This window comes from Nonomuraea sp. B12E4 (assembly GCF_039871825.1).
In the GTDB taxonomy this organism is placed as follows: Bacteria; Actinomycetota; Actinomycetes; order Streptosporangiales; family Streptosporangiaceae; genus Nonomuraea.
Map to the genome: position 1 here is coordinate 68704 of NZ_JBDPME010000021.1, position 24098 is coordinate 92801.

Annotated in this window: 24 protein-coding genes, 1 tRNA gene and 1 riboswitch; of the genes, 12 read left to right on the forward strand and 13 right to left on the reverse strand. The window is 69.2% G+C overall.

All coding sequences use genetic code 11. The features are described from left to right. Position 1: 1 nt before the first annotated feature. Positions 2–433 (reverse strand): ATP-binding protein, encoded by a 432-nt coding sequence (locus ABGB18_RS35150; RefSeq protein ID WP_347699972.1) that lies wholly within the window; start codon positions 431–433, stop codon positions 2–4. Positions 434–575: 142 nt separating this feature from the next. Further along, entirely contained in the window at positions 576–2444 is a 1869-nt protein-coding gene (locus tag ABGB18_RS35155) for a PAS domain S-box protein (protein WP_347699973.1), read from the reverse strand. 180 nt (positions 2445–2624) lie between these two features. Between ABGB18_RS35155 and ABGB18_RS35160 the strand changes: the two genes are divergently transcribed. Further along, complete coding sequence (locus ABGB18_RS35160; RefSeq protein WP_347699974.1) at positions 2625–3191, forward strand: methylated-DNA--[protein]-cysteine S-methyltransferase; 567 nt, start codon at positions 2625–2627, stop codon at positions 3189–3191. Here ABGB18_RS35160 and ABGB18_RS35165 read toward each other — a convergent pair. The 4 genes from ABGB18_RS35165 to ABGB18_RS35180 all read right to left on the reverse strand — a co-directional run bounded on the left by ABGB18_RS35165 (position 3183) and on the right by ABGB18_RS35180 (position 6649). Then, a complete protein-coding gene (locus ABGB18_RS35165) occupies positions 3183–4559 on the reverse strand; it encodes a cytosine permease (protein ID WP_347699975.1) in 1377 nt (458 codons plus the stop codon). The two genes, ABGB18_RS35160 and ABGB18_RS35165, sit on opposite strands and share 9 nt — an antisense overlap. Further along, positions 4550–4663: riboswitch (TPP riboswitch) on the reverse strand. (Overlaps the previous gene by 10 nt.) Positions 4664–4736: 73 nt before the next feature. Next, positions 4737–5060: a rhodanese-like domain-containing protein gene (locus ABGB18_RS35170; RefSeq protein WP_347699976.1), complete on the reverse strand. Its 324-nt coding sequence runs from the start codon at positions 5058–5060 to the stop codon at positions 4737–4739. Between the two features lie 38 nt (positions 5061–5098). Then, positions 5099–5977 (reverse strand): DNA-formamidopyrimidine glycosylase family protein, encoded by an 879-nt coding sequence (locus ABGB18_RS35175; protein WP_347699977.1) that lies wholly within the window; start codon positions 5975–5977, stop codon positions 5099–5101. A 66-nt stretch (positions 5978–6043) separates the two neighbouring features. Next, the gene (locus ABGB18_RS35180; RefSeq protein WP_347699978.1) at positions 6044–6649 is read right to left on the reverse strand and encodes a transcriptional regulator; all 606 of its coding nucleotides are present in this window, start codon (positions 6647–6649) and stop codon (positions 6044–6046) included. 29 nt (positions 6650–6678) lie between these two features. On the opposite strand from ABGB18_RS35180, the gene ABGB18_RS35185 reads away from it, so the two are divergent. After that, positions 6679–7017, forward strand: a complete 339-nt coding sequence (locus tag ABGB18_RS35185) for a GPP34 family phosphoprotein (protein WP_347699979.1) — start codon at positions 6679–6681, stop codon at positions 7015–7017. Here ABGB18_RS35185 and ABGB18_RS35190 read toward each other — a convergent pair. Further along, on the reverse strand, positions 6971–8227 hold the full coding sequence (locus ABGB18_RS35190) for an LCP family protein (protein ID WP_347699980.1): 1257 nt from the start codon (positions 8225–8227) through the stop codon (positions 6971–6973). The genes ABGB18_RS35185 and ABGB18_RS35190 overlap by 47 nt on opposite strands. Before the next feature lie 244 nt (positions 8228–8471). Here ABGB18_RS35190 and ABGB18_RS35195 point away from each other — a divergent pair, with 244 nt between their 5' ends. Then, the gene (locus tag ABGB18_RS35195) at positions 8472–9818 is read left to right on the forward strand and encodes a hemolysin family protein (protein WP_347699981.1); all 1347 of its coding nucleotides are present in this window, start codon (positions 8472–8474) and stop codon (positions 9816–9818) included. Continuing rightward, positions 9815–10822: a hemolysin family protein gene (locus tag ABGB18_RS35200; protein ID WP_347699982.1), complete on the forward strand. Its 1008-nt coding sequence runs from the start codon at positions 9815–9817 to the stop codon at positions 10820–10822. The genes ABGB18_RS35195 and ABGB18_RS35200 overlap by 4 nt, the downstream gene beginning before the upstream one ends. 445 nt (positions 10823–11267) lie before the next feature. Here the strand turns inward: ABGB18_RS35200 and ABGB18_RS35205 are convergent. Beyond that, positions 11268–11350, reverse strand: a tRNA-Leu gene (locus tag ABGB18_RS35205). Between the two features lie 196 nt (positions 11351–11546). On the opposite strand from ABGB18_RS35205, the gene ABGB18_RS35210 reads away from it, so the two are divergent. The 7 genes from ABGB18_RS35210 to pknB all read left to right on the forward strand — a co-directional run bounded on the left by ABGB18_RS35210 (position 11547) and on the right by pknB (position 20325). Next, complete coding sequence (locus ABGB18_RS35210) at positions 11547–12287, forward strand: DUF3662 and FHA domain-containing protein (protein ID WP_043619792.1); 741 nt, start codon at positions 11547–11549, stop codon at positions 12285–12287. A gap of 17 nt (positions 12288–12304) precedes the next feature. After that, on the forward strand, positions 12305–12778 hold the full coding sequence (locus ABGB18_RS35215; RefSeq protein ID WP_347699983.1) for an FHA domain-containing protein: 474 nt from the start codon (positions 12305–12307) through the stop codon (positions 12776–12778). Beyond that, a complete protein-coding gene (locus ABGB18_RS35220; RefSeq protein ID WP_347699984.1) occupies positions 12775–14091 on the forward strand; it encodes a Stp1/IreP family PP2C-type Ser/Thr phosphatase in 1317 nt (438 codons plus the stop codon). The genes ABGB18_RS35215 and ABGB18_RS35220 overlap by 4 nt, the downstream gene beginning before the upstream one ends. Continuing rightward, positions 14088–15503, forward strand: coding sequence for an FtsW/RodA/SpoVE family cell cycle protein (locus ABGB18_RS35225; RefSeq protein WP_347699985.1), 1416 nt, complete (start codon positions 14088–14090; stop codon positions 15501–15503). Before ABGB18_RS35220 ends, ABGB18_RS35225 begins: the two co-directional genes overlap by 4 nt. Further along, complete coding sequence (locus tag ABGB18_RS35230; RefSeq protein WP_347699986.1) at positions 15500–16957, forward strand: penicillin-binding protein 2; 1458 nt, start codon at positions 15500–15502, stop codon at positions 16955–16957. The genes ABGB18_RS35225 and ABGB18_RS35230 overlap by 4 nt, the downstream gene beginning before the upstream one ends. A gap of 21 nt (positions 16958–16978) precedes the next feature. After that, a complete protein-coding gene (locus ABGB18_RS35235; RefSeq protein WP_347699987.1) occupies positions 16979–18352 on the forward strand; it encodes a serine/threonine-protein kinase in 1374 nt (457 codons plus the stop codon). 83 nt (positions 18353–18435) lie between these two features. Further along, on the forward strand, positions 18436–20325 hold the full coding sequence (pknB, locus tag ABGB18_RS35240; RefSeq protein ID WP_347699988.1) for a Stk1 family PASTA domain-containing Ser/Thr kinase: 1890 nt from the start codon (positions 18436–18438) through the stop codon (positions 20323–20325). Between the two features lie 182 nt (positions 20326–20507). Here the strand turns inward: pknB and ABGB18_RS35245 are convergent, their stop codons facing one another. The 3 genes from ABGB18_RS35245 to ABGB18_RS35255 are packed head-to-tail and all read right to left on the reverse strand — an operon-like array spanning position 20508 to position 21855. Next, entirely contained in the window at positions 20508–21080 is a 573-nt protein-coding gene (locus tag ABGB18_RS35245; protein WP_347699989.1) for a gamma-glutamyl-gamma-aminobutyrate hydrolase family protein, read from the reverse strand. After that, a complete protein-coding gene (locus ABGB18_RS35250) occupies positions 21077–21235 on the reverse strand; it encodes a hypothetical protein (protein ID WP_347699990.1) in 159 nt (52 codons plus the stop codon). Before ABGB18_RS35250 ends, ABGB18_RS35245 begins: the two co-directional genes overlap by 4 nt. A 2-nt stretch (positions 21236–21237) precedes the next feature. After that, positions 21238–21855, reverse strand: a complete 618-nt coding sequence (locus ABGB18_RS35255) for a class E sortase (RefSeq protein WP_347699991.1) — start codon at positions 21853–21855, stop codon at positions 21238–21240. Positions 21856–21998: 143 nt separating this feature from the next. On the opposite strand from ABGB18_RS35255, the gene ABGB18_RS35260 reads away from it, so the two are divergent. Next, a complete protein-coding gene (locus ABGB18_RS35260) occupies positions 21999–22244 on the forward strand; it encodes a cell division protein CrgA (protein WP_347699992.1) in 246 nt (81 codons plus the stop codon). A gap of 35 nt (positions 22245–22279) precedes the next feature. Here ABGB18_RS35260 and ABGB18_RS35265 read toward each other — a convergent pair whose 3' ends face one another. Together ABGB18_RS35265 and ABGB18_RS35270 are read right to left on the reverse strand one after the other, a co-directional pair. Further along, positions 22280–23167 carry a rhomboid family intramembrane serine protease gene (locus ABGB18_RS35265; RefSeq protein WP_347699993.1) on the reverse strand — a complete coding sequence of 296 codons (888 nt, stop codon included), beginning with the start codon at positions 23165–23167 and terminating at the stop codon, positions 22280–22282. A 333-nt stretch (positions 23168–23500) separates the two neighbouring features. Next, positions 23501–24037, reverse strand: a complete 537-nt coding sequence (locus ABGB18_RS35270) for a peptidylprolyl isomerase (RefSeq protein ID WP_347699994.1) — start codon at positions 24035–24037, stop codon at positions 23501–23503. Positions 24038–24098: the final 61 nt, after the last annotated feature.

The window sequence follows — 24098 nt, forward strand, 5'->3', positions numbered from 1 at the left end:
GTCACCCGGCTTCTTTGAGGGCCGCGACCTGCCCGTTCACCGAGGCATGCGGGGCGGGCAGGATGGCCCACACCGTCGTCGTGTCCCCGTCGTGCCGAACGCCCCAGCTCTCCGCCACGTATTCGACGATCCCGAGCCCCCGGCCCCCGAGCGACGACAGGGTCGGGCGGCCCGCCCGCGGCTCCGTGGCCGAACCCCCATCGCTCACCGCCACCTCGATGTGATCATCGCTGCGCAGCCAGGCGACCCTGACCATGCCCGACGGCAGCGGATGGGCGTGCCGGAGAGCGTTGCTCAGCAACTCGCTCACCACCAGCACGGCATCGTCGATCGCGGCGGTGAAGACCCCACCTTCCTGCAGGTCAGTGCTCAGACGCTGGCGGGCAACGGCGACGCTGGACGGCGCGTACGGCAGCAGCACCACGCTTGACACACCCACCTCCCCGTTACCCGTGCCCCCCGCGGGAACACTCCCCGGTACGACCGAAATGCCCCGTTACCCAACCCCAGAAACCGCATCTCGATCACAGCTTGTACACATTGGACGATAGATCAGCGCAACCGTGACCACGTCGTTACCGCATCGGTGTGTCGGATCCGATAGGGGAAGCACACCGCAGGACAAGCCGCATCCTGGTGCCTCCGTCTGGTCGCGGATGAGCGCTCACGTCTCCCCCTTGTGCCCTCGCGAGACTCCGGACGATGTAGAGACCGAGCCCCACTCCACCAAACCTTCTCCGATCCCCGCTGTCCACCTGGACAAACCTCTCAAAGATACGCTCTCGGTCAGGCGGGGCGATACCGACCCCCTCGTCGTCCACCACAGCCACCACGTTGTCATCCTCGGGCCAGGCCTCGACCCTGATCAGCCCGCCCTTCGGCGAGTACTTGAAAGCGTTCTCCAGCAACTGCCCCAGCACGATGTCCGTGGCCAGCGCGTCCCCCAGCACGAACGGCAACCCGTCCGGGATGGCCACCTCCACCCGGTGCCGGTCCGACAGCACCGGCAGCCCCAGCGTGGCCGCGTTGATCCGCTCGGCCAGGTCGAACTTCTCGATCCGTACCTTGAGCTCGTCCGCCCCCGCCCTGGAGCCCAGCAGCAGGTGGTCCATGAGCTGCCCCAGCGACCGCGACCGCTCGGCGATGGTGCGCACGGCCGAGCGGCGTTCGAGGTCGCTCAGCTTGTCCCAGCGCGAGTCCAGCGTGCTGGCGAACCCGCGCACGATCGTGATCGGCGTACGCAGCTCGTGGCTGGTCGTGGCCAGGAACAGGTCCTTGGCCTCCTCCAGTTCCTTGGCCGTCGTCACGTCGCGGAAGTCGATGACCACCTCGCCCGTCTCCTCGATCCGTGCGCTCACCACGTCCAGCCACCGCCCGATCTCCATCTGGAACGTGAGCTTCCGCCCCGGCTCCGGCAGCGGGAACGGCGGCGGCCCGCCGATGACGGCCTCGGCGGAGAACGCGGTCAGCTCGGCGGCCGCCGGATTCCAGCGCACCACGCGCCCCGCCCCGTCGAGCACGGCGATCCCGTCGGCGCTCGCGTCGAACACGGCCCGCTCGTGCGCCCGCTGCCGCACCGCCTCCTGGTAGGCCACCGCGTTGCCCACGGCGATGCCCGCGTGCCCGGCCAGCAGTTCCAGCAGCTCCAGCTCCAGATGCCCCGGCGTGCGCCGGGAGAACAGCGCATAGAGAGCCCCGTACGGCCGCCCTCCGACCGCCGCCAGGCCCAGCGCGATCGTGTGCAGCCCCGGCAGCCGCGCCCACACCAGATTGCTCAGCCCCTGCGACTCCAGCAGGACGGTCTTCCCGGTGCGTAACAGTTTGTCCACCAGGCTCGTACGCAGGTCCGTGGTGGTCCCCCTGAGCGTCTCCGGCAGCCGGTACGTGCTCACCAGCCGCAGCCGATCCTCCTCGATCAGCACGAACCCGCCCGCGTCGGCCCCGGTGAGCTCCGTGAGGCTGGCCGAGATCCGGTCGAGCACGGCGGGCAGCTCCAGCTCGGAGTTGATGTCGCCGACCACGTCGGTCAGCCGCCGGACCAGCCTGGCCCGGCGCGCCATCCGGTTTCTGGCCATCTCGTCGGCCCTGGCCAGGTAGTGCACGCAGACGTAGCCGGCCACCGCGCTGCCCAGCCGCAACGCGCTGATGTCGACCCGCACGTCCAGGAGGGTCCCGTCGCTGCGGAAGCGTTTAGTACGCAGGGAGACCTGGCCTCCGGTGCGTACCCGCTCCAGCACGGCGTTGTGCTCGGCCACCAGCTCGCCCGGCACGATCGGCGCGCGCCGCCCGAGCATCTCCTCCGCCGTCCAGCCGAACAGCCGCTCGGCCTCGGCGTTCCAGACCAGCACGCCCTGATCCCGGTCGAGCGCCACGACGGCGTTGGGTGAGCTGGCGAGCACCGCGCGAGCGATCTCGTCGTCACTACCGGCCCATTCGTCCCCCACACCTCCATAGTGCCCGTGGCGCGGTGAGTCCGTCGGGCGATCCGTCCGATACGCTGCGAGCACCGCACAACACAGTTGCGGGCACCGCACCACACAGTGCGGGCACGGCACAACACAACGGCGGGCACGGCGATTCGCCCGCGGTGCGGGCATCGCGGCTACACGCGGGAGGGTGACGGAATGTCGAGCGGTGATCTCGATGCCCTGCTGCGGGTGACCTCCAGCACCTACCGAGGTGAGACTCCGCCCGACATCGCGTTCGGCACCTACGACGGTGCCGTGGGCAGGCTGGTGCTGGCCGTGACGGGCAAGGGCGTCGCGGCGTGCAGCTTCGAGCCGGAAAACAGCGTGTACGAGCTGGTCACCAGGCATGTGGGCACGTTCATCGGGCCCGAGCCGGGCCGGCTCGACCCGGTGCGCAGGGAGCTGGACGCCTACTTCTCCGGCCGGCTGCGCGCGTTCACCACCCCCGTGGACTGGGCGCTGGCCACCACCTTCGCGCGCACGGTGCTGCAGAAGACCATGGCCGTCCCCTACGGCACGACCACCACGTTCGAGGAGATCGGCCAGAGCATCGGCCGGCCGCGCGCGTTGCGGGCGATCGGCAACGCGCTGGCCTCCAACCCCGTCTGCGTGATCGTGCCCTGCCACCGGGTGGTGCGCGGGGACGGCACGCTCGGCGACTACGCGGGCGGTCCGGCCGCCAAGCAACACCTCCTCAACGTCGAGCAGCGCGCCTCAGCCTGACCGCCCTGCCCGCGCGGCCTCGGAGCCGGGCTCGGAGCCGGCCGCGCGGCGCCGCCGCGGCCAGCCGACGGCCAGCGTCACCAGCCCGGCCACCAGGGCCGCGCCCAGGGCGCCGTTCATCCACGGCTGCCGGGTGAACCCGATCGCCTCCCGTACCGAGGCCCACAGGGCGTCCCAGCCCTCCACAGTGAGGCTGGAGGTGGTCAGCCAGTACGCGAGGAAGCCGAGCCCCCACGGCACCAGCATCGACCAGCGCGACGGCGCGTCCTCGCCGGTGTTCCAGCGGGAGGCGCCGCCCAGCACGAAGTAGTCCACGGCGAGCACCGCGAACATCGGCACGAACACCGCCCCGATCACCGACAGGAACGCGCCGTACGAGGTGACGTCCACGACCAGCGCGATGGCGACGGTGAGCACGCCGATCGCGGCGGAGAACGCCCGCCGGTCCACCCTGGGCATCAGGTTCTGCAACGAGACCGTCGTGGAGTAGACGTTGGCGAAGGACTGGTCGGTCTCCCGCAGCACCAGGATGCCGAAGAACAGCGCGCCCACCGGCACCGCCACGAAGGGCCCGAACACCGACGTGCTGTCGGCTCCCACCGCCGCCGCCCCGGCGATGGCCACCGCGTACACGCCCAGCCCCAGGCAGGCCACCTGCGCCAGCGTGTAACCGCCGACCACCCCGGTGAACGCGGCCCTGCTCGACCTGGAGTGCCGGGCGAAGTCGGCCGCCATCGGCACCCACGACACCGACAGCGCGATCACGTAGTCCACGGCCGGGGCGAACGCGGTCCAGGATCCGCCCGCGTGCACGGGGGCGTCCGAAAGGAAGAACCAGGCGAACCAGAGCATCGACACGATCACCCCGACGGTGACGTAGCGGCGCAGCAGCCGGATCGAGCCGAGCGGCCAGATCGTGAGCGCGGTGGTGAGCACCCCCGCCACGATCACCCACACCTGGTAGGGCACCCCGCCGAAGATCGCGGAGGCGGCCTTGGCGATCACCCACAGCTCGAACGCCCCCCAGCCGAGCATCTGCACGACGTTCAGCACCGTGGGGACGTAGGAGATCCGGGCCCCGAACAGCCCGCGCAGCAGCACCATCGCCGGCTGCCCTGTCTGGGTGCCGGGGATGGCGGACAGACCCACCATGGCCGTGCCGATCAGGCTGCCGACCACGGCCGCCAGCAGCGCGGCGCCCAGGCTGAGCGGCGCGTTGCCGAGCGGGTCGAGCAGGAACATGGCCCCGGAGAAGCCGAGGAGGCTGACACCCAGGTTGGCCCAGAGCGCGCCCTGGTCGAGCACGCCCAGTGTCTTCGGCGGCCGTCCTTCGAGAGTCAGGGGAACTTCGTTGACGGCATGCGACATCGCACACTCCCTACGCCGGCATTATCCGGACAGGTTCAGGCGGTCGGCAGCGGATCAGTTGCTGCCCTCTCAGCCCGGCACCCCGAGCTCCCGCGACGATCTGTAATTGGCGCCCTCATCATGCCCTAATGACGGCGAAACCGCCATAGTGGGCGTTGTCTCACCGTACAAGCCGCCTCACGCGACGAAAGGCGGCTGCCCGGTCTCGCTGACCATCGGGCGCCGCGCCGACTCCCATGACTGCATGCCGCCGCCGACGTTGACCGCGTCTCGTCCGAGCTGGGTGAGCCAGGCCGCGACCTGCATCGATCGGCCGCCCACCCGGCACACGACGTAGACCGTCCGGTCGCTGGGCACCTCGTCCACCCGGCCCTGGATCTGCGTCATGGGGATGTGCACGGCCTCGGGGGCGTGCCCCGCCACCCACTCCTCCTGCTCCCGCACGTCGAGCAGGTAGGCGTCGGACGGAAGGGCACTGGGGTCGATCTCAGGAACGCTCATGACTCCATCATCTCGCGTCCGGCACGGGCCCCGACCACCTACTTGAGCAGCCGGGACAGGCGGCGGTCGGCCAGCGGTTTCCCGCCCGTCTGGCAGGTGGGGCAGTATTGCAGCGACGAGTCGGCGAACGACACCTCGCGGATCGTGTCGCCGCACACGTCGCACGGCTGCCCGGCCCTGTTGTGCACGCGGAGGCCGGACTTCTTCTCCGCCTTGAGATCCTTGGCCGCCAGCCCGTGCGCCCGCTCGACCGCCTCTCCCAGCGTGGTGACGATGGCCTCGTGCAGGTCGGCGATCTGCGCGTCGGTCAGCGTCGCCGCGATCTTGAACGGGGACATCCTGGCCGCGTGCAGCACCTCGTCCGAATAGGCGTTCCCGATGCCCGCGATCACCTTCTGGTCGCGCAGCAACCCCTTGATCTGCGTACGGTTGCCGCCCAGGATGCGCTTGAGCGCGGCCACGGTGAACGACTCGTCCAGGGGGTCGGGGCCGAGGGCGGCGACGCCCGGCACATCGTCTGGATTTTTCGTGACATAGACGGCCAGCCGCTTCTGCGTCCCCGCCTCCGTCAGCTCGAACCCCGGCGCCAGCCCTTCCTCATCGGGCGCCAGCCGGACCCGGACCGCGAGCGGGCCCTTGCCCGGGCGGACGGGCTTGGCCCCCGAGAGGTCCTCCCGCCAGCGCAGCCATCCCGCCCGGGCGAGGTGGATGATCAGGTGCAGCCCGTCGCAGTCGAGGTCGAGGAACTTGCCGTGCCGCGACACGCCGGTCACCGTGAGCCCGCCGAGCGCGGTGGCCGGCGGGTCGAACGTCTTGAGCGCCTGGAACGCGACCACGTCGACGCCCAGGATCGTACGGCCCACCGCCCGCTCGCGCAGGAAGTGGACCAGCGACTCCACTTCGGGAAGTTCCGGCATGCCACCAGAGTACGGTCCCCATGAGCCCCGGCCGTCCACAGCCTGTGGACAACCGGGCGCGAGGGGCTAGGGCACGCTCCAGAAGGCCAGCTCGTGCGCCATCCCCTCGGTGAACAGCGCCTCCGCCCGCGCCGGATCGGGGCCGGCCTCGTCGATCATCTGGGCGATCCGCACGGTGAGCGCCTCGAACCCCGGGTCCGCGTACGTGTCCACCCAAGCCCGATATCTCGGTTCAGCAGGCGGATTCTTAGCCAATATCCGCCCAAGGTTCGAATATCCCCACATACACGGATAAAGCGCAGCCAACCCCTCCCCGTAGGACGCCGCCGACTCCAGCAGGAACCTCGTGTACGCCTCACACGCCGGCCCCTTCACCGCCCCCTCCAGATCGGCCCCGAACTCCGCCGACATCGTCCGGTGCAGGCTCAGCTCGTCGTGGAAGGTCGTGTGCGCCAGGTCCACCAGGTCGCCCAGGTGCGCGGCGGGCGCCTGCCAGGCCAGCCGGGCGAACACCCGCACGTAGTCCAGCAGGAAGAGGTAGTCCTGCTCCAGCCACGACCTGAACACCGGCTCGGCCAGGTCACCCCGCCCGATCCCGGCCACGGTGGGATGGTCGAGCTGCTCCTGGAGCAGCGGCCGGCCGATCGCGTGCAAACGTTCCGAGACAGTCATGCCTGGGAGGTTAGTGTCGAAGGACCTGCGTGCGGATCGCCGGGAAGTTCCTCGCCCACTCCGACCACGACGGAAGGCGGCTCGTCAACCCCATGCAGCTCGACCCCGCACTCGCGGGCGCCCTGCCGGCCGAGCACGCCGTCGCCGGCCGCGTCGAGCTGTCGGACAAGAAGCCCCGGGTCACGGATCCCTCCCCGCTCGGCCACCCCGAGCTGGACGCCACGCCGGCCCGCATCGCACAAAGCCGGCCATCTCGCCCCGACAACACGAAGCCGGGCACCCGACGGTGCCCGGCCACGTTGTTTCGGCCGACCGACCGCCTCAGGCGGCGTCGAGGATGTCCTGCGGCACCGGCTTGTCCTCCTTGAGCGCGTTGAACAGCGCCAGCGCCTTCGCCCGGTCCCACTTGACGGCCGCGCCGCCGTCAGCCAGCTGCTCGTTCCCGCCGAACGGCACCACCGTCGTCACCGGGCTGTCACCCATGGCCAGCCCCAGCGACAGCATGTCGAACACGCCCGTGCCCGAGTCCACCTCGACCGCGTCCGTGGCGCTCATGGCCAGCGGGATCGACGTGAACGGGTTGATGAGCACCCCCGGGCTGGCCGCCTTCTTCACGACCGCCCCGAGGAACTGCCGCTGCCGCTTGGTCCGCTCGAAGTCGGGCAGCGCGCCGCCCTTGCGGGTGCGCACGTAGCCGAGCGCCTGGGCCCCGTTGAGCAGTTGGGTGCCCTTCTTCAGCTTGAGACCCGCCTTGGGGTCGTCCACGGCGGCCCGTACGTTGATCTCCACCCCGCCGACGGCGTCCACGATGTCCACGAAGCCGCCGAACCCGATCTCCATGTAGTTGTCCACGTGCACCCCGGTGACCGTCTCCACGGTCTGGACCAGCAGCTTCGGCCCACCGATCGAGTAGGCGGCGTTGAGCTTGTTGCGCCCCCTGCCCGGGATGCTGACGGCCGAGTCGCGCGGCAGGCTGACCAGGGTCGGCTTGTCTCCGCCGTCGGGGAGGTGCAGCAACATCATCGAGTCCGTACGCTGGCCGGCGGACCGCCCCGTGGCCAGCTCCTTCCGCTCGGCGGCCGTCAGGCCCTTGCGGCTGTCGGACCCGACGAGCAGCCAGTTGGTGCCCGGGGTGTCGGCGACGCGGCCGTCGTAATCGGCGAGCACGCCGTCGATCCCCGACAGCCGGGAGTCGATCCAGAACAGCATCCCCACCCCCGCCACCAGGAGCAGCACCAGCAGGCCGCCGACGATCTTCAGGATCGTCCCGCCGGACATCCGCCTGCGCGGCCCTCCTGGCCCCTGCTGGGACGGCTCCTCCCGCGACCGCAACGGCCTGACCGGGCTCTTGCCCGAGCGCACCTTGCCGTAGACCCGCCCCCCGGCCCTGGACGGCGGCTCCTCCCGAACCCGCGGTGGCGGCTCGGCGGGAAGCTTGTGAGTGGGTGCCCCCGGCCCTGCGGACGGCACGCGATAAGCGGGCGCGCCCCCAGAACGCTGGCCGTGGTCCGGCCGTGGTGGCAGCGGGCGGCCGTCGCCTGGCGAGCGCATGGCCCGCGTCCGGTCGTCCTCAGACACTTCGCCTTCTTCCCTTCGGTTTGTCATAAACGCTACGTCCAACCCCCAGGCAGTGAAGTCAATCCGCCAAGGTTTTCCCACGGAAAAGTACGCGGAACCAGCGAAGAGTCACTCCGGAAACATAGACGCCACCCGTTGTCGTTACCGTAAGAACGTCCTCTATCGAAGGGTTGATCGTGTCCGCTCAGGACCCGTGGAGTCCTCGCCCGTGCTCGGGCACGGGTTCCGCTAAGGGCTCACTCCGGTGAGCGCCTATCTCGGGCTACTGGCCCTCTTCCTCCTCACAGCCGCGACGGGCTATTTCGTCGCCCAGGAATTCGCCTTCGTGGCCGCGGACCGCGGCATCCTCCGCGAGCAGGCCGACGCCGGTGACACCTCCGCCGAGAAGGCGTTGCAGGTGACCTCGCGACTGTCCTTCATGCTTTCGGGCGCCCAGCTCGGCATCACGGTCACGGCGCTGCTCGTCGGTTTCCTGGCCGAGCCCGCGATCGCCACCCTCGTACGGCCGTGGCTGGCCGGCGCCGGACTGTCCGAAGCCGTGATCACCGGGCTGTCGGTAACCGCCGGCGTGTTCGTGGCGACCGTGGTCCAGATGGTGCTCGGCGAGCTGGCACCGAAGAACCTCGGCATCGCCAGGCCGGAGCCGGTGGCCAAGTTCCTGGCCGGTTCGACGCTCGTCTATCTGGCGGTGGCCGGGCCGGTGGTCCGGCTGTTCGACGCGGCCGCGACGGGGCTGCTCAGGCGGGTCGGCATCGAGCCGGTGGAAGAGGTCGAACACGGCGCGACCCCCGAGGAGTTGTCGCGCATCATCGCGGAGTCCACCCAGGCGGGCGAGCTGCCGGCCAGGCTGTCGGAGCTGCTCGAACGCGCGCTGGAGTTCGGCGACCGGACAGCCGAGGAGATCATGGTGCCGCGCCCCCGCGTGGTCGTGCTGCGCGCCGCTCAGCCTGTCTCCGACCTGGTCGAGGCCATACGCGAGTGCGGCCACTCCCGCTACCCGGTGCTCGGCGCCGACGGCGACGTGGTGGGCGTGACGGGCGTGCGCGAGCTGCTCTCGTCCGGTCTGGAGGAGGGCCGCATCGCCGAGATCTCCCGCCCGGCCCTGCTGGTGCCCGACTCGGTGCCGCTCCCGGCGGTGCTGGACAGGATGCGGGCCACCGGTGACGACATCGCCCTGGTGATCGACGAGTACGGCGGCCTGGCGGGCGTGATCACCGTGGAGGACCTGGCCGAGGAGCTGGTCGGCGAGCTGGTCGACGAGAACGACCCGGAGCCGCCCGGGGCTGTGGAGCAGCCCGACGGCATCTGGGAGATCCCCGGCCATCTGCGGCTGGACGAGGTGGAACGGGCCACGGGCATGTCCCTGCCGGAGAGCGACGACTACGACACCCTCGCCGGCCTGGTCCTGGCCCAGCTCGGCAGGATGCCCGAGCCGGGCGACTCGGTGACGGTCCCCGTCACCACCGACACCGACCCGTTCGCCGACGAGGCGGCGCAGGACCTGGCCGAGCTGACGGTCATGTCCCTCAACCGCAGGGTTCCCGAATGGGTCCGCCTGGCCCCGGTCAAGCACGCGGAGGCGACCCGATGATCCTGATCGTCGTCAGCCTCGCCCTGCTGGCCTTCAACGCGCTCTTCGTGGCGGCGGAGTTCGCCTTCGTCTCCTCCAGGCGCCATCGCCTGGAGGAGATGGCCACCGGCGGCAACCGCCTGACCAGGTTCGCCGCCAGGTCGGCCGCGGCCGGCGGCCGCCAGCTCTCTCTCATGCTGGCGGGCGCCCAGCTCGGCATCACGCTGTGCACGCTCGGCCTGGGCCAGGTGACCGAGCCCGCCATCGAGCACTTCCTGACCCCCGTCTTCGCCACGGCGGGCGTCCCCGAGCCGCTGCGCCTGCCCATCGCGCTGACCTTCGCCCTGGCCCTGGTCACGTTCCTGCACATGGTGGTGGGCGAGATGGCCCCCAAGTCCTGGGCGCTGACGCATCCGGAACGAGCCGCCCTGATCCTGACCGTCCCGTTCCGGGCGTTCACCTCGGCGATGCGCCCTCTCCTGTCGGCCCTGAACGCCCTGACCAACGCCATACTCAGGCTCTTCGGCGTGCAGCCGAGGGACGAGCTGGCCACCACCCGCACGCCCCGCCAGCTCGCCATGCTGGTGGGTGAGTCAGGCCGGATGGGCCTGCTGGACCGGGAGGAGCACGACCTGCTGACCCGGGCCCTGCGCCTGGACGACGAGGGCATCGAACGCCTGATGGTCCCCCTGGACCAGGCGGCCAAGGTCTCGCGTACGGCGACCACCGCGGAGATCAAGGAGGCGGCGGCGAAGAGCGGCCACCTCAGGCTCCTGGTCGAGGGCCCCGCCGGCGTGGACGCCGCCCTGCACGTCAGGGACGCCCTCCTGAGGCCCGCCGGCACGGCCGGGGAGCTGAGCCGTCCCCTGCCCAAGCTCCCCTGCACCACACAGGTCCCGGAAGCGGTCACCAGCCTCCAGGAGGCCAGGGCCCACCTGGCCCTCGTGACGGACCAGCAAGATTCGGTAATCGGAATGGTGAGCTTGACGGATCTGCTGGGCGAACTCCTGGACACGAGACTGTGACCTAAAACACACCGCAAGCGCCCAGAAAGTCCCCTGCAACCACCAAGGTCTATCTTCCGAAGGCGGCCCCAGCCGTTACCAACCGGTTCTCGAAAAGAAAGACCCACGACTCTTGCGATCCATGACGCACTTCGTCAATGTGGGTCTGCGCAACAGCACCCAACCCCACCAAGCCCAAAGGGGCCCAACAGCTCACGACGCCTCAGAAGCAGCGAGCCAAGGACCCCTTGAAAGCCTGGAAGTCCAACAACCAAGGGTGGACTTGGGGCCGGCACCCCCGAAGAACCCGGCGTTTCGTACGGCCTCTTAAAGGGGGGCACGGGGGGCAAAGCCCCCCGAAAACCCCTGGGGGTCCGGGGGGTATCCCCCGGGCAGACACGACGAAGGGGACCCACGGGAAGCGAGGCCGTAAGGCCAAGCGACCAAGGGTCCCCCAGTCACCGAGTGGGCGAGGAGGGATTTGAACCCTCACGTCCTTTCGGACACACGGACCTGAACCGTGCGCGTCTGCCGTTCCGCCACCCGCCCTTTTGGGTGCGGAAGAACATTAGCACGGAACAGCCACTGGTACTGAACCCGGATACGATCGCATAAGACACGGGAGCGGAGGAGCTGGGCGCGACAGCCGACGAGCGCCTGGCACCGTGACGTGGAACGAGCGGAAACCGGGCGTCGGAGGCGTCTGGGGGCCGCGATCATATGCACGGAGGAAGGGAGGTACCCGGTGGGAGTCCTTCAGCGCTTCGAGCGAAGGCTCGAAGGCTTGGTTGAGGGGGCCTTTGCGCGGGCGTTCAAATCTGACCTTCAGCCGGTCGAGGTCGCCAGCGCGGTTCAGCGGGAGATGGATGAGCGTGCGGCGATCGTCGCGCAAGGTCGCACGCTCGTGCCCAACGACTTCGTGGTTGAGCTGTCCACGACCGACAGCGAACGGCTTGAGGTCTACGCCGACAGCATCAGCCACGAGCTGGCCAACCTCGCCAGGGAGTATGCCAAGGAGCAGGGCTACTCCTTCGTGGGACCGGTCCGGGTCCGCTTCGAGACCGCCGGCGACCTGGCTGTGGGCCTGTTCCGCATCCGGTCGGGCGTCATCCGCGGCGCGACTGTGGAGCAGGACGAGATCCGCCAGCCGGCGAGCGACCTGCCCCCGTCACGACCGCACGCGTTCAACGGGCGGCCCCGGCTGCTCGTCTCCACTCAGGACGATCCGCAGGGCGACCGCTCCTACGAGCTCACCACTCCGGTGACCTTGCTCGGCAGGGGCACGGACTGCGATCTTCGTCTAGTCGATCCGGGAGTCTCGCGTCACCACGCGGAACTACGCGTCGAGGGCCAGCTCGTGGTGCTCGTCGATCTCGGGTCCACGAACGGCACTTTCGTCAATGGCCAGCCGGTACGCAGAATCGAGCTCCAGAACGGCACGCGAGTGACCCTGGGGCGTACGACTCTGGTGTTCCGGCGCGATTAGGGGTAGACAAACGGTCCATGTCCGAGCTCACGCTGCTGCTGATCCGGCTAGCCTTCCTGGCGGTGCTGTGGTTTTTCGTCATTGCCGCAGTCGGCGTGATCCGGACTGACTTGTTCGGTTCACGCACGGCTTCCGCGGGCGGCCCACGCAAACCTGGGAAGCTTGCCAAACCCGTGGCCAAGCCCAAGAGCAAGAAGGGCGAGCCACGCCAGCTCATCGTTACCGGTGGCCCCCTGCAGGGCACCACCATTAACCTCACGGAGACGCCCATCACCATTGGCCGGGCCAATGACGCCACGCTGGTAGTCACCGACGACTACGCTTCCAGCCGGCACGCCCGGCTCTTCCCCCAGGACGGTCAGTGGATCGTGGAAGATCTCGGTTCGACCAACGGCACGTATCTCGACCGCTCGAAAGTCACCCGTCCGACCCCGGTGCCGCTCGGTGTTCCGATCCGCGTCGGCAAGACAGTCATCGAATTGCGCAAATGACCATCGCACTCCGCTACGCCGCCCGCTCGGACGTCGGCCTCCTCCGCGAAGGAAACGAGGACTCGGCGTACGCTAGCGGTCGCCTGCTGGCCGTCGCAGACGGCATGGGCGGGCACGCACACGGCGAGGTGGCGAGCTCAGTCGCCATCGCCGCCATGGCCTCTCTGGAAGAGGCCCATCAGGAGGGTGACCTGCTCAACGCCATCGAGGCAGCGGTGCGCGACGCCAACCGCAGGCTGCACGAGATGGTGGGGCGGGATCCCAGCCTCAAAGGCATGGGCACGACTCTCACAGCCATGCTCTGGAACGGCACCCAGGTCGCCCTGGTGCACGTCGGCGACTCGCGCGCCTACCTGCTCAGGCGCGGGGAGCTCTACCAGATCACGCATGACCACACGCTGGTGCAGCAGCTCGTCGACGACGGGCGCATCACGCTGGAAGAAGCGGCCACGCATCCGCAGCGCTCGATCCTGCTGCGCGCGCTCGACGGCAGCGGCGAGGTCGATCCCGACCTGACGCTGCGCGAGGCGCAGGTGGGCGATCGCTACCTGCTGTGTTCCGACGGCCTGTCGGGGGTGGTGAGCGCGGAGACGCTGCACGCCACGCTCACCAACATCGACGACCCGGAAGAGGTCGTCCGCCAGCTCATCGATCTGGCGAACCGGGGCGGCGGGCCGGACAACATCACCTGCGTACTGGCCGACGTGGTCGAGATCACCGACGGGCAACAGGTGCCCGCCGAGGTCGCCGTCGTCGGTGCCGCGGGCATGAACCGGCTGCACGCGGGCCCTCTGACAGGTGAGCAGGATGCCCCGCCGGGGCGAGCCGACGCGGTGACCGCGCCCCAGCCGGTACTCGGCGACGACGACCCTGATGAGCCGGTCGCCAAGGCGTCCCGGCGCTCGGGCAGACGTCGTCGCCTGTGGCCCGTGCTGGTCACCGTGCTCGGCGTGGGCGTGGTCGTCGCCGCCGGCGGCGGTTACTTTGGATACCAGTGGACCCAGGACCAGTTCTTCGTCGGCGCAAGGGCCGGCGAGGTGGTCGTTTTCCAGGGGATCAAGAGGGAGGTTGGCCCGTTCTCCCTCTTCCACGTCTCCGAGTTCACCGGCAGGAAGCTCTCCCAGCTCTCGGAGGCCGACCAGGCGCTGATCAGGAGTGGCATACCCGTGACCACCGTGGATGAAGGCCTGACGAAGATCAACGGCTTGAAGTTCTCCCAGGACAAGCCGGACGACGAAGTCCAAGCGAAGACGACGGAGGCGCCCACGCCGACCATATCCCCGACCGCTACCAGGACGAAACAGCAGCAATGAGCGAAGTCGCCGCAGAACCGGTCCCGATGCCGGCCAAGCGCCGCGGGGCCCAGTTGATCATGCTTGCCCTCGCGGTGCTGATCGTCCTGGGCGCCTACGCCAATGTGGGCCTCGCGCTGGACGGGACGATCCCGGCGGGCATGCTGACATACGGCCTGGGCCTGGGCGGCCTGGTGCTGGCCGCCTACCTCGTGCTGGCCAAGTTCGCCCCCTGGGCGGACCCGCTGATCCTGCCACTGGTGACCCTGATCAACGGCCTGGGCCTGGTGATGATCTACCGGCTCGAGGCGGACATGGACGGTGCCTCGGCCGCCAACCAGCTCATGTGGACGGCGCTCGGCGTCGTCATGTTCGCGGTCACCCTGATCGTCCTGCGCGACCACCGCATGCTCCAGCGCCTCACCTACACCGCCGGCGCCGTCGGCCTGGTCCTGCTCGCGATCCCCGCGCTGCTGCCCGGCAGCCTCAGCGAGGTGCAGGGCGCCAAGATCTGGATCCGCATCGGCGGCTTCTCCATCCAGCCCGGCGAGTTCGCCAAGCTGGCGCTGGTCGTGTTCTTCGCCGGCTATCTGGTGGCCAAGCGCGACGTGCTGGCCCTGGCCGGGCGGCGGCTGCTCTTCATCGACCTGCCCCGGGCCAGGGACCTCGGCCCGGTCCTGGTCACGTGGGGGATGAGCCTGCTGGTCCTGGTCTTCGAGAAGGACCTGGGCACCTCCCTGCTGCTGTTCGGCACGTTCATCGCCATGCTCTACATCGCCACCCAGCGCACCTCGTGGGTGCTGATCGGCATCCTGCTCTTCGTCGGCGGCGCATTCGTCGCCGGGCAGCTCTTCGATCACGTGGCGGCGCGCTTCAACGTCTGGCTCGATCCGAGCAACCCGATTTATTACGGCAACGCTCCCGTCTGCCTGACGGACCCGCCGACCGACCCGATGTGCAGCAAGAGCTTCCAGATCATGCAGGGCCTGTTCGGGTTCGGCGCGGGCGGCATCCTCGGCACGGGACTCGGTCAGGGGCACCCCGACAAGATCCCCCTGTCGTTCTCCGACTTCATCTTCTCCGCCACGGGCGAGGAGCTGGGCCTGACCGGGCTGATGGCGCTGCTCATGCTCTACGCCCTGGTGGTGGAGCGCGGCCTGCGCACCGCGATCGCGGCCCGCGACCCGTTCTCCAAGCTGCTGGCGGGCGGCCTGGCGTTCATCCTGGCCTGGCAGGTGTTCATCATCGTCGGTGGCGTGACCAACCTCATCCCCCTGACCGGCCTGGTCACCCCGTTCATGTCACAGGGTGGCTCGGCGCTGCTGGCTAACTGGATCCTTATCGCGTTGTTGGTACGCATGTCAGATGCGGCGCGGCGGCCCCCGCCCCAGGCGATCCAGAACGAGGGAATGACGCAGGTGTTCCAACGATGAACAGCACTCTGAAGCGTGCGGCCGTGGCCTGCCTGGCCATGTTCGCGCTCCTGATGATCAACGTGAACTTCCTGCAGGCCGTCAAGGCGGACGAACTGCGCACCGACTCGCGTAACCAGCGCAACTACTACGACCGTTACGCGGTCGAGCGCGGCCGCATCACCGCCGGTGGCAAGGTGATCGCCCAGTCCGTCGAGACCGACGACAAGGACTTCCGGTTCATCCGAAAGTACCCCGACGGCAAGCTCTACGCACACGTCGTCGGCTTCTTCTCGCCCGAGAGCACGAGCGCGATCGAGTCGACCGAGAACAAACTGCTCGACGGCTCCAGCCCGGACCTGCTGCTGCGGCGGAGCATCGACCTGTTCACCGGCGAGCCGACCCGGGGCGCCAACGTCGACCTCACCATCAACCCCAAGGCCCAGAAGGCGGCCTACGACGGGCTGCGGCAGAGCGGCAAGCGGGGGGCCGTCATCGCGCTCGACCCGAAGACGGGCGCGATCCTGGCGATGGTCTCGCTGCCCACCTACGACCCCAACGAGCTGTCGGGCACCGACCGGACCAAGGTCTTCCCGCGCTACGACGAACTGGCCGAGGACAAGGGCCAGCCGCTGCTGAACCGTACGATCGCGCAGACCTACCCGCCGGGCTCCACGTTCAAGGTGGTGACCACGGCCGCCTACCTTGAGGACGACTCCTCGCGCGGGCCGCAGACCACCTTGCCCGCGCCGCAGCGGCTGCCGCTGCCCAACACCAACATCAGCCTGCCCAACTACGGCGGCTCGGCCTGCGGCAGCGGCCAGGTGACGCTGGTCTTCGCGCTGGAGCAGTCCTGCAACACGCCGTTCGCCAAGATCGGCATGGACCTGGGCTACGACAAGGTGCAGGAGCAGGCGGCCAGGTTCGGCATGGGCACGCAGATCGGCATTCCGATGAGCGTGGCCAAGAGCAGTTTCGGCCCCCGCGAGGACGACGCGGCGATGGCCATGTCCTCCATCGGGCAGCGCAGCAACCAGATGACGCCACTGCAGATGGCCATGATCGCCGCCGGCATCGCCAATGACGGCAAGGTGATGAAGCCGTACCTCGTCAACAAGATCACCGATGCCAACGGCGACGCGATGGAGGAGGCCTCGCCCGAAGAGCTGTCGGAAGCGGTCAGCTCCGAGACCGCGAGCAAGCTGCGCGAGATGATGGTGAGCGTCGTCCAGAACGGCACGGCGAACCTGGCGCAGGTTCCGGGCGTCCAAGTAGGCGGGAAGACCGGCACCGCGGAGACGGCCGACGGCCGGCCGCCGCACGCCTGGTTCATCTCCTTCGCACCGGCGGACAACCCGAAGGTGGCTCTGGCGATCATCGTGGAGTCCGGCGCCGCCAACGTAGGCGCGGAGGCCACCGGCGGGCACACCGCCGCGCCGATCGCGAAGGCCGTGCTGGAGGCGGTGCTGAAGTGAGTGACGGTAACCTGCTGAACCATGCGGCTCCGTAACCGCTACCTCCTGCTCTCCCGTATCGCCACCGGCGGTATGGGCGAGGTGTGGCGTGCCCAGGACGAGCTGCTCGGCCGCGAGGTCGCGGTGAAGATCCTGCGCAGCCACATCCACGCCGACCCCACGTTTCTGGAGCGGTTCCGCAACGAGGCCAGGCTCACCGCGGCGCTGGCCGATCCCGGGATCGCGCAGGTCTTCGACTACGGCGAGCAGAGCGACCTGGCCTATCTGGTGATGGAGCTGGTGCACGGCGAGCCGCTGTCGGCGATCCTGGCCCGCAACGGCTCGCTCGGGCCCGAGGTGGCGCTCGACGTGGTCTACCAGACGGCCAAGGCGCTGCACGTCGCCCACGCCGCCGGGATCATCCACCGCGACGTCAAGCCAGGCAACCTGCTGGTCACGCCCGAGGGCACGATCAAGGTGACGGACTTCGGCATCGCGCGGGCCCTGGAGGCGGCGCCGGTGACGCAGACCGGCACGGTGCTGGGCACGGCTCAATACGTCAGCCCCGAGCAGGCGCAGGGTTTCCAGCTCACGCCGTCGACCGACCTCTACTCGCTGGGCGTGGTGGCCTACGAGTGCCTGGCCGGGCGCACGCCGTTCCGGGGTGACAACCAGGTGGCGATCGCGCTGCAGCACCTCAACCAGGTGCCGCCGCCGCTCGGCGTGGACGTGCCCGCGCCGGTGCGTGACCTGGTCATGGCGCTGCTGGCCAAGGAGGCCGCGCAGCGGCCCGCGACGGCGCTGGAGGTGGCCGACCGGGCCTATGTGCTGCGCGAGTCGCTGACCGGTGCCGAGCACGTCGCCGAGCTCAGCATGTTCACCGACCCCGGCGGCTTCCGCGTACGCGAGCCGTCACTGGAGGACCAGCGGACCACCGACAACCTCGCCCCGGACACCGCGCTGCAGGTCAGGCCGGCGCGGGGCCGGCGGGGCGCCAGGACACTGGCCCTGGTCGCCACGGCCGGCTGTGTCGCCGCGGTGGGGTTGAGCGCGGTGACGTTCGCCAATCGCGAGCAGCGGCCCACACCGACCCCCGAGGTGACCGAGTCGGCCGAGTCGGCCGAGTCGACCGGGCCCAGGACGCCTACGCCTGAGCAGCTCAGGCCGTCGAAGACGCGGACGGGCACCCGGCGGCCATCGGTGGTTCCCGTCAAGTCACCGAAGCCAACACCCTCGCGGTCGGCTACGGTAAGCAAGTCGGCAACTCCTACCAAGAAGCCGACACCGAAACCGACCCCGACCACCCGAACCCCAACACCCACATTCACCCCAACGCCCACAGATACACCTACAACTCCGACACCAACCGCCTCGCCGGAACCGGGAGAGACAAACCCGCCGAAGGGGGAGACGTGATGCGCTACGGGGTCGATGATGGACACCGGCGGCCCCCCGAGCAGGCCGGTACCCAAGATGAACGGTAAGGGACAGTGCAGGAAATGACTCAGCCTCGGCTACTCGGCGGTCGCTACCAGCTCGACGGTGTCGCCGGGCGTGGCGGCATGGCCGAGGTGTATCGTGCCCGAGACATCCGGCTGGACCGCGTAGTCGCGATCAAGACCCTCCGGTCCGACCTGGCGCGTGACCACACCTTCCAGGCCAGGTTCCGCCGTGAGGCGCAATCGGCGGCCTCCCTGAACCACCCGGCGATCGTCGCTGTCTACGACACCGGCGAGGATGTCACCGACGGCGTCCCCGTGCCGTACATCGTGATGGAATATGTCGACGGCAGGACCCTGCGCGACCTGCTGCGGCAGGATCGGCGGCTGCTGCCCGAGCGCGCGGTCGAGCTGGTGGACGGCATCTTGCGGGCCCTCGACTACAGCCATCGCGGCGGCATCGTGCACCGCGACATCAAGCCGGCCAACGTGATGATCACGCGGGCCGGCGACGTCAAGGTGATGGACTTCGGCATCGCGCGCGCGATGGCCGGCTCCGAGGCCACGATGACGCAGACGGCCCAGGTGATCGGCACCGCCCAGTACCTGTCGCCGGAGCAGGCGCGGGGCGAGCGGGTGGACGCGCGCAGCGACATCTACTCCACCGGTTGCCTCCTGTACGAACTGCTGACCGGCCAACCGCCGTTCACCGGCGACTCCCCCGTCGCCATCGCCTACCAGCACGTCCGCGAGGACCCGATCCCGCCGTCGCAGATCGACCGGGAGATCCCGGCGTGGGCCGACGCGATCGTGCTCAAGGCCATGGCCAAGGACCCCGCCCACCGCTACCAGAGCGCGGGCGAGATGCGGGCCGACATCCAGCGGGCGATGTCCGGCATGCCGGTCGACGCCCAGACGATGGCGATGACCGGCAACTACAGCCAGGGCACGCGCATGATGACGTCCACCCAGGCGGCGCAGGGCCCGGCCACGCAGCGCGGCAACATCCCGCCCTACGACTACGGCGACGGGGACGGCGGTGGCCGCGGCGGGCGGCGCAGGGCCAACAGCGGCGGTGGCGGCAACGCCGTCAAGACCGCGCTGTGGATCATCATCCCGCTGCTGATCATCGGCGCGTTCGTGACGGTCGGCTACGTGGTCTTCGGCTCCAAGGGCGCCACGACCGACACGCAGATCGAGGTCCCGTCCCTGGAGACGCAGGAGCGGGCATACGCGGAGGATCAGCTCAAGGCGCTCGGACTCGCCGTCCAGGTGGTGGAGGAGCCCAGCTCCGACGTCAAGAAGGGCATCGTCGTCAGGACGGAGCCGGACGCGGGCACCAAGGTGAACAAGGGCGATCCCGTCAAGCTGGTCGTGTCCAAGGGCCCGGAGAAGATCTCGGTGCCTGACGGTCTCATCGGCCTCTCGCAGGCGGAGGCGATGCAGGCGCTCGACAAGGCCGGCTTGCAGGCCTCGGTCAAGACCCGCAACTCCACCAAGGAGCAGGGCACGGTCATCGCCACCGACCCCAAGGCCGGCGAGACGATCGAGAAGGGCGGCACTGTCACCATCTTCGTGCCCAAGGATCTGGGCGAGGTGCCCAGTGTGATCGGGCTCACCCAGGAGGACGCCACCTCGCAGATCAAGGCCGCCGGTTTCAAGGTCAAGGTCTCCGAGATGCCCAACGAGCAACCGGCCGGCACGGTCATCCAGCAGAACCCGCCGGAGGGTGCCAGGCAGCCGGCCAACACGACCATCACGATCACGGTGTCCACCGGCCCCGAGCAGTCGTTCCCGACGCCGAGCGAGGAATTCCCGTCGGAGGACGTGCCGACGGACCAGCAGCCGGACTTCCCGTCCGACGATCCGACGCAGGACGACCAGGGCAACCAGGACAATCCGCTCGACGGCGGGTCCGACCGCGGCGACGACGGCTCCTTCGGGGGCTGACGACACACGGTTGACGAACACGGCGAAGGGCCGCCCGCCGGGCGGCCCTTCCGCACGTGTGGCGACAGCCGGCAGGTGTGGCGACAGCCCGCCGCACGCATGGCCACGACGAAGAACGCCCCCGCCGCTCGGGGGCAACGGCGGGGACGCTCACATGTAAGTCGCCGTACGCGAGATGTTCGTTACACGATTCCGCGCAGCCAGTTCCGCAGCAACCGGTGGCCGTGCTCCGACAGGACGGACTCGGGGTGGAACTGGATGCCCTCGACGGGCGCCAGGCGGTGGCGCAGGCCCATGATGACGCCGTCCTCGGTGCGGGCGGTCACGTCGAGGACCTCGGGCACGGTCTCCGGCAGCACGGCGAGCGAGTGGTAGCGGGTCATCCGCACCGGTGACGGCAGCGCCTCGAACACGCCCCTGCCGTCGTGGCGGACGGCACTGGTCATGCCGTGTACGAGCTCCGGCGCGCGGGCCACAGCGGCGCCACAGGCGACGGCGATGGCCTGGTGGCCCAGGCAGACGCCGAGCAGCGGCCGGTGGTGCTCGACCGCGTGGCGGACCAGGGGCACGCTCACACCGGCCGCCTCCGGGGTGCCGGGCCCCGGGCTGACGAGCACGGCGTCGAAGCCGTCGGCGTCGCGCACCCGCACGTCGTCGCGTGACCGCACGTCGCAGTCGGCGCCCAGCCGGCGCAGGTACTGGACGATGGTGTGGACGAAGCTGTCATGGTTGTCCACCACCAGCACGCGGCTCATTTCCTTACGGTCACCTCGTCCACCGTCACCATGGGCTCGAAGAGCGGGAACACGGCATACCAGAGTACGGCCACCACGGCGGCGACCAGCACGGCGGCCGTCAGCACCCTGGTGCCCAGGCTGCCGGGCAGCTTGCGCCAGAGCCAGACGTACATGCTCAGGTCTCCCTCGACTCGGGCTCTTTCGGCTCGGTCTCCTTGAGGACGCCGTAGACGATGAGGCGCTCGGCGGCCGAGTATTCCGGGTGGCAGGTCGACAGCGTGATGAAGGCGCGGATGGGCCGGATGTCTGGTTTGCCGGGCACCGGGGCCAGCACGTCCACCTCGTCGGGCTCGACGACGTCCTGGGAGGTCACGCGGTAGGTGTAGCGGGCCTCGCGGGCCTCCACGATGATCTCGTCGTCGCGTTCGAGCTCGTCGATCTCGTTGAACGGGGCCGCGTACGTGGTCCGGTGGCCGGAGAGCACGAAGTTGCCGAGCTGGCCGGGCAGGGCGGTGCCGGGGTAGTGGCCGGGGCCCTTCTTCAGGTGCTCGGCGTCGACGCCTTCGACCACGACGTACTGGTAGTCGCGGCCCAGCCTGGGGATGCGCAGCAGGGCGAGGGCCTGGCCGGGCCGGGCCCCGCGCGGTTTCTCGACCGCCAACTGGCGCTGGAGCAGCCGTTGCTGGCTCTGGGTGTAGGAGCCCGTGCCCCAGAGCAGGTAGGCGCAGAACAGCATGAGGATCAGGCCCGCGGTGATGCTGGTCTCCCCCACGGTCCGGAGCGTGGCCCGCATGCGATCAGCGTATTCGGCAGAGAAGCGGCATCTGGGGATCGCCATGACATGCGCGTGGCGACTATCCTTGGCAAGCTTCAACTACGCTTATCGAAGAGCCTGTGGACGATCCGGAAGCCCAGGCCCTCAGCAGGAGTTACCCAGTGCCCAAGTCGAAGGCTCGCAAGAAGGCGGTTTACACCCCGCCGCAGAGGTCCCAGCAGGTCAAGATCAGCCCGCGCTGGCTGGCGCCCACGATGGTCGTCGCGTGGATCATCGGCATCCTGTGGATCGCGATCTATTACGTCGCCCCGCAGGCGCCCTTCTTCAGCGACCTCCAAAACTGGAACCTGCTGATCGGGTTCGTTTTCATCATCTTCGGTGTGGTGCTTTCCACCCGCTGGCGTTAGTTCTTTCCACAGTCTTTTCCACAGCCTGGGGAAGCTCAGCTCAGCATGCTGACGATCGCTGGGACGCGGACCAGCACGAGCGCCACCAGCACGACCAGCGTTCCAGCGATGGCCAGCGCGTGCCACACCATCCTGTTCTTCGTGGGCGCGTATGCCAGCGCCGCGGCCAGCAGCGTGCCTGTGATCAGGCCGCCGACGTGGCCGGTCCAGCTGATGCGCGCGTTGCTGATCAGCGGGAACACGAAGGTGATCGCCAGGTTGAGCGCGATGATCACGGTGATGCCGCGTACGTCCAGGTTGAGCTTGCGGCCCACCACGAACACGGCGCCGAACAGCCCGAAGACGGCTCCCGAGGCGCCGACCGTCGGGGTGTCCACAGGATCGAGCCACATGCCGAGCACCGAGCCGCCGAGCGCGCTCAGCAGGTAGAGGGCCGCGAAGCGGGTGTGCCCGAACGCCCGCTCCAGGTACGGGCCGATCACGAAGATGGCCCAGCCGTTGAAGAGGATGTGCAGCGGGCTGCTGACGGAGTGGACGAAGGCCACGGTGATCAGCCGGTAGAACTCGCCGAGGGCGACTCCGATCGGCCACATCGCCAGCGTCCCGGTGATCGTGGCGCCGCCCAGGAGCTGGCCGACGAAGACCAGCCCGGTGAGGCCCATGAGCGCCCAGGTGACGAAGGGGGTGCGGACGACGTTACCGCCGAAGGTGGACTTGGCCTTGCGGATGCCTTTGTTGCCTTCGGCCACGCACTCGGGGCACTGGAAGCCGACGGCGGCGTCGCGCATGCAGTCGGGGCAGATGGGCCGCTCGCAACGCTGGCAGCGGACCCAGGTCTCCCTGCCGGGATGCCGGTAGCACGTGGGGACCGCCTCAGCGGGCTGCTCGGGCTGAGGGGGCGGGCTGGGCGGCTGGCTGGTCATGACCGAAGCCTATGGCGTGGGCGACGGTGCCGCGTCGGGCGTGCCGACTGCCGTTCCCGCGACGCCCACCCCACCATCCCGTGACCCCACTCCGCGACGCCTGCCCCCACCCCACCGGCGTGCGGGGATGGGGCCCACATGACGACCGCGCCGCACGCACGCACGCACTCGTGAGCGTGCCTGCAGCGCCTGTGTGGCGTTTCTGATGGCTTGCGGGTGATGTGTGGTGCCCCGGGGGGTTCGCGGTTGCTACGCGCGCTTGGTGACGCCGAGCGCGAGCCCGGGGCGGTCCGCACCGTCCGGGAGGGACGGTCTTCGATCCGTCCCCCCGGCTCAGGACTCGACGCGGTCGATGGTGACCGACTCCAGGACGACGTCCTGCGTCGGGCGGTCACGGCGGTCGGTGCTCGTCTTGGCGATGGCGTCCACCACGTCCTGGCCCTCGACCACCTCACCGAAGATCGTGTGCTTGCCGTTGAGGTGCGGCGTCGGCACGACCGTGATGAAGAACTGCGACCCGTTGGTGCCCTTGCCGGCGCGGATGCCCGCGTTGGCCATGGCCAGCAGGTACGGGCGGTTGAAGTAGAGCTCCGGGTGGATCTCGTCGTCGAACTCGTATCCGGGGCCGCCGATGCCCTGGCCCAGGGGGTCGCCGCCCTGGATCATGAAGCCGGAGATGACCCGGTGGAAGATCGTGCCGTCGTAGTAGCGACCGGTGCTCTTCTCGCCGGTGCCCGGATGCTTCCATTCGCGGCCGCCTTCGGCGAGCTCGACGAAGTTTCTCACGGTCTTGGGAGCTCGGTTGGGAAAGAGCTCGACCTTGATATTTCCGCGGTTGGTCTTCAGATTCGCGATCAGCTTCTCAGCCACGAGACAGCTGCCCCCCTCTATGTGCAGGGTTGATTTGTGATGTTTTGAGAACTATGGCCGT